Source organism: Streptomyces sp. NPDC060198 (assembly GCF_042728415.1).
GTDB lineage: Bacteria > Actinomycetota > Actinomycetes > Streptomycetales > Streptomycetaceae > Streptomyces.
On record NZ_JBHWZJ010000459.1, the window covers coordinates 1 to 4,893 of the forward strand.

General features: G+C 72.0%; 5 protein-coding genes. 2 read left to right on the forward strand and 3 right to left on the reverse strand.

The genetic code is table 11. The features are described 5' to 3' along the window. Nucleotides 1-45: 45 nt before the first annotated feature. A complete protein-coding gene (locus ACFWEP_RS31585; protein WP_266706811.1) occupies nt 46-249 on the reverse strand; it encodes a cold-shock protein in 204 nt (67 codons plus the stop codon). 279 nt (nt 250-528) lie between these two features. Further along, on the reverse strand, nt 529-918 hold the full coding sequence (locus ACFWEP_RS31590; protein WP_387375255.1) for a MerR family transcriptional regulator: 390 nt from the start codon (nt 916-918) through the stop codon (nt 529-531). A gap of 557 nt (nt 919-1,475) precedes the next feature. Here ACFWEP_RS31590 and ACFWEP_RS31595 point away from each other — a divergent pair. Together ACFWEP_RS31595 and ACFWEP_RS31600 are read left to right on the forward strand one after the other, a co-directional pair. Then, nucleotides 1,476-1,811: a hypothetical protein gene (locus ACFWEP_RS31595; protein WP_387375257.1), complete on the forward strand. Its 336-nt coding sequence runs from the start codon at nt 1,476-1,478 to the stop codon at nt 1,809-1,811. Between the two features lie 90 nt (nt 1,812-1,901). Then, nucleotides 1,902-2,756: a GNAT family N-acetyltransferase gene (locus tag ACFWEP_RS31600; protein ID WP_387375259.1), complete on the forward strand. Its 855-nt coding sequence runs from the start codon at nt 1,902-1,904 to the stop codon at nt 2,754-2,756. 201 nt (nt 2,757-2,957) lie between these two features. On the opposite strand, the gene ACFWEP_RS31605 is transcribed toward ACFWEP_RS31600, so the two are convergent. Then, nucleotides 2,958-4,745, reverse strand: coding sequence for a SpoIIE family protein phosphatase (locus ACFWEP_RS31605; RefSeq protein WP_387375261.1), 1,788 nt, complete (start codon nt 4,743-4,745; stop codon nt 2,958-2,960). Nucleotides 4,746-4,893: the final 148 nt, after the last annotated feature.

The window sequence follows — 4,893 nt, forward strand, 5'->3', positions numbered from 1 at the left end:
CACCCCAAGGTGCGGGCCCCAGCTGCGTGGAACGTCTGCGCGAGATCAGGCAGGAGTGATGTTCTCGGCCTGCGGGCCCTTCTGGCCCTGGGTGATGTCGAAGTTCACCTTCTGGCCCTCCTGCAGCTCGCGGAAGCCCTGGGCGGCGATGTTCGAGTAGTGGGCGAAGACGTCAGCGCCGCCACCGTCCTGCTCGATGAAGCCGAAGCCCTTTTCCGAGTTGAACCACTTCACGGTTCCAGTAGCCATGTCAGTCTCCTTGGGGGCATAACCCGCAGATACGCACTGTGCGCATCCAACGTCGCCGTGATGATTACCCCGTCCGGGATGAATACCGGAAATACAAAACCGCACCCACCGGTGTACGACCGGCAAGAGCGCGTGAAGTTCTTGGGAACCACAACTGCAACTTCAACAACCGTAGCACGATGCAAGCAAAAGAGGGCGGTACGTAATTACGTTCCGCCCGGGGCGTCATAAATTCTCCTCGCGCATTGTCCGTAAATCTGCTTCGACGGAAGCAGATATTCAGGACTCACCGGGACCTTCGGCCCCTTCGGAGCCTCCGGAGGAGCCGGAACCGTCCGCGCGCCGGCCGCCCCGGCCCGCGCGCAGCTCCTCGTTGAGGCGGAGCGCGTCTTCGAGCTGGTCCTCCAGGATCACGATCCGGCAGGCCGCCTCCACCGGCGTCCCGCTGTCCACCAGCTCGCGGGCGCGGGCGGCGATGCGAAGCTGATAGCGGGAGTAGCGACGGTGGCCGCCCTCGGACCGCAGGGGCGTGATCAAGCGGGCGTCTCCGAGTGCCCGCAGGAAGGAGGGAGTCGCGCCGATCATCTCGGCGGCCCTCCCCATCGTGTACGCGGGGTAGTCGTCGTCGTCCAGCCGGTCGACGACGTGCTGTGTGGCTTCCGGGGGCATAGCACCTCTTCCGGGACCACGCGGGAGACCGGGAGGGCGGCCTGTCCGCTCCCCGGGGACGCCTGCGAGTCCCAGAACACTTGTGTCCAGATCAGTCACGTCTATCGTAGCCGCGACAGTTTTTCCCGTCTCGTGGAGCGAGGCTTTCTCCGCCTCCTGGCTGCCCCGCCCACGCATCCGTCGGGGCGTCCGGGATTACTCGCGCCACCACTTCCCGGGCCTGCCCTCTCGCGCGCCGGACGACCGACCGGACGGTCGAACTGAGCTGACCTACCGGTCAGTTGTCGCCGGACGCGGGGCGGGCCATAATGCACACGTAGCCCTTCACGCATCCCCCGTCGTGAAGGGCTACGTCATGTTTCCGGCCCCGAACCCGGCCGTGTCCGGGGCTACTTGGCGAGGGCCCGCACGGTGGCCCACCCGGTGGCCCACGCCGTGGTCCACGCGGTGGACGCGGGTTGCGTTTGCGGGCCGTGCGCAGGGCCGGTTACGTGGAACGCGTACGAGTCCGGGCCGCGCGCACGGGTCCGGCCGGTGCCGTCAGGAGGGACGCGCAGATGTCCGGAAAGAGGTCCCGGAAGGCCGTGACGCCGCAGAGGCACGGCACCCACGGAAAGCATGGGAAGCAGGAGGAGTCCGGCGACTTCGGGGGCGCCGAGGGGTCGGGGAAGTCCGCCGCGTCGGGACCCTCCAAGGGGCGCCTGCTGCTCAAGGTCGGCACCGGGGGCCTCGCGATCTTCCGCGCGGTCAAGCGGGTCCGCCGCACCACGGGGCGGGCGGACAAGCTGCTCGCCGCCGACGCCGTCGCGGGCCTGCTGCCGATGATCACCGCGATCGCCATCGTGGTGCGCCAGCTGCGGCGTAAACCGCAGTCCGCGCACACCACTCCTTAGGGCAGTTTCCGGGGGCGCGTCGGGCTCGTGGGGGCCGGAATCCGGCGGAATGGCCCCGGTGCCCCCGCCCGGCCGGGGTACGACTGGTCCGTGTCCACCTTCGAGATCACCACCGCGAGCGCCGACGACATGCCCACCCTGGCCGCCTGGGCCCACGAGGAGGGATGGAACCCGGGGCTCGCCGACGAGATCCCCTTCTTCACCGCGGACCCCTGCGGCTTCCTCCTCGGCCGGCTCGACGGGGAGCCCGTCACCTCCGTGTCGGTCGTCCGCTACGGCTCCGGCTATGCCTTCCTCGGCTTCTACCTCACCCGCCCCCACCTGCGCGGGCAGGGTTACGGCCTGCGCACCTGGCGGGCCGGTACGGCGCGCCTCAGCGGGCGCACCATCGGGCTCGACGGCGTACCCGACCAGCAGGCCAACTACCGCAGGTCGGGTTTCCGCACGGAGTGGGGCAACGCGCGGTACGAAGGGTTCCCGGCGGCCGGGGCGGTGCTGCCGCCGGGGCTGCGGCTGGCCGACGCCCGCTCGGTGCCCTTCGACCGGCTGGCGGAGTACGACCGGCGGTTCTTCCCGGCCCCGCGCGAGGCGTTCCTCGCGGCGTGGATCACCGCTCCGCGGCGGACGGCGCTCGTCGTGGTGCGGGAGGAGGACGGCGCGGTCGAGGGGTTCGGTGTGGTGCGGGCCTGCCGTGCCGCGTCCCGGGTGGGCCCGCTGTACGCGGCTTCGCCGGACGTGGCGGCGGTGCTGCTCGGCGCCCTCGCCGCCGCCGCGCCGGGGACGCCGGTGGCGGTGGACGTGCCCGACATCAACCCCGTGGGGGTGCGGCTGGCGGAGCAGCTGGGGCTGGAGCCGTCGTTCGGGACGGCCCGGATGTACGCCGGGCCGGTACCCGAGTTCGACCGGGGCGGGGTGTACGGGCTCACCAGTCTGGAGTTGGGCTGAGGCGCGGCCGGCTCAAGCGTGTTGCGGAAGTGGCGCCGTCCGCCCGGAGGGGCGGGTCCGGCGGCGTCCGGTGCGTGCGATCGCACGGCGGAGGGCCGCCCCGATACTGGACGTACCGGGGTGATCCCGACAACGCGGCGAGCGTGCGTGCCGGGCGCGTCGCCGGACAGGCGGGACTTCACCACACGGCCCAGCCGCGCGTCAGCCCCCGATCACACGTGGTCCGGCGGCGGGGCGGGGGCCGTCGACGAGTTTCGGCCCGGTCGGGCGGAAGGGCCGCCGGGTCCTGGCGGAGTCACTCGTCCACCGGCCGATTCCGACGTCCTCCCGGATGCGCGAGGCGAGGACGGCGATGTCGTCGTCGGCGCCCTCGCCGAACCGGTCGATGGCCTCGTCCAGCAGGTCTTCCAGGTCGCCGCTCTCCGGCATGGTCAGCGTCGAGAGGCGCCGTACGGAGACGTCGATGTCCTCGCCCCGGCGTTCCACCAGCCCGTCGGTGTACATGAAGAGGACGGTGCCGGGGCCGCACGGCACGGCGTCGGTGCGGTAGCCGCCGAACCCCATGCCCAGCGGCGGGCCGGGCTTCACGGGCACCACCCGTGAGCGGTTCGTGCCGGGGTCGATGAAGACGGGCGGGAGGTGTCCGGCGCTCGCCACCTCGCACATCCCGGCGTAGCGGTCCACCACGGCGAGCAGGCAGGTGGCGGCCCGGTCCAGGCCCGATCGCTGCACCATGGCGTCGAGTTGCTCCAGGATGCGGTGCGGGGGCAGGTCCTCGCCCGCGAGCAGCCGCAGCAGCGAGCGGTAGTGGCTCATCGCCACCGCGGCCTCCACGCCGTGCCCCATGACGTCGCCCATCGCCTTGAGGTGGCGCCCGTCGTGCAGGGGTACGACGTCGAACCAGTCGCCGCCCACCACCGCGCCCCGGTCGGCGGGCAGATAGCGGGTGGCGACCTCCACGTGCGGGTGGGCTCCGCGCGGTTCGGAGAGCAGGGAGGCCTGGAGCTCGCGGGCGATGGTGTGTTCGCGGGCGTAGCGGCGGGCGTGGTCGAGGTCGGTGGCGGCCCGGCCGGCGAGTTCCTTGGCGACGAGCACGTCCTCGTCGTCGAAGGGCCGCGATTCCTTCGAGCGGACCAGGCTCAGTGCCCCGAGGGACACGCCCCGGGCGGCGAGCGGGACGACGAGGGCGGTACGCAGGCCGGAGGCGCGGTAGGCGGCGATCAGGTCGGCTCCGGCGTCGGCACGGCCGAACTCGCTCCCTTCCCCCAGGTCCATGACGACGGGCTCGCCCGCGGCCAGGCACCGGGAGACGGTCGCGTCCTCCGCGTAGTCGATGTACTCGCCCGTGTTGCTGAAGACCGCGGCTCCGTCCTGGTAGGCGGGGGCGGCGGCGAAACCGGCGCGCCGCATCCGCAGGACGCCCGGCGGGGCCTGGCGGACGGTGTGCCCGATGTCGGGCGGGAAGACCTCCACCGCGGCGAAGTCGGCGAGTGCGGGGACGACGAAGCGGGCGAGTTCCTGGCAGGTGGTGTCCATGTCGAGAGTGGTCCCGATGTTGACAGCGGCCGTCGAGAGGAGTGTGAGGTGCCTGCGGGCGCGTTCGAGGTCCCGTTCCTCGTTCTTGACCTCGCTCATCTCCACCAGGACGCACAGGACACCGACCGGAGCCCCGTCCTGCTCCAGCCGGTGGTAGGCGGCCTGCCAGTAGCGCTCCTCGTGCCGGGAGACGCCCCAGGACTGGCCCTGGGTCATGGACGTGCGGGGCTTACCGTCCCGGAGGACGAGGCGCATGACGTGGTCGCGGACGTCGAGTTGCGGCAGCACCTCCTGGACCGTGCGGCCGAGGTGGGCGGCGACGGAGAGGCCGTTGAACGCTTCGAGGGCCGGGTTCACGTAGACGTACCGCAGACGGGTGTCGAAGACCGCCACCCCGACGGGGGAGCCTTGGGCGAAGGCGGCCACGGCGTCGAGGCCGGCCGGGGCGACCACGTCCGGGCCGGGGCCCCCGGGGGGCTCGGGCGGCGGTCGCTCGTCGGTTCTGCCCTCCACCGGAATCTCCCGCCGTCGTCGCCCGCTCGCTCCTGGTCTGCCGGATTACCATCGTCTGCCGCGCCCGGGGGCCCCGCATCCGCAGACG

What these genes read in the sequence shown, in the direction of transcription:
- ACFWEP_RS31585 (WP_266706811.1), bottom strand. Translation starts at nt 249, where the DNA reads ATGGCTACTGGAACCGTGAAGTGGTTCAACTCGGAAAAGGGCTTCGGC.
- ACFWEP_RS31590 (WP_387375255.1), bottom strand. Translation starts at nt 918, where the DNA reads ATGCCCCCGGAAGCCACACAGCACGTCGTCGACCGGCTGGACGACGAC.
- ACFWEP_RS31595 (WP_387375257.1), top strand. Translation starts at nt 1,476, where the DNA reads ATGTCCGGAAAGAGGTCCCGGAAGGCCGTGACGCCGCAGAGGCACGGC.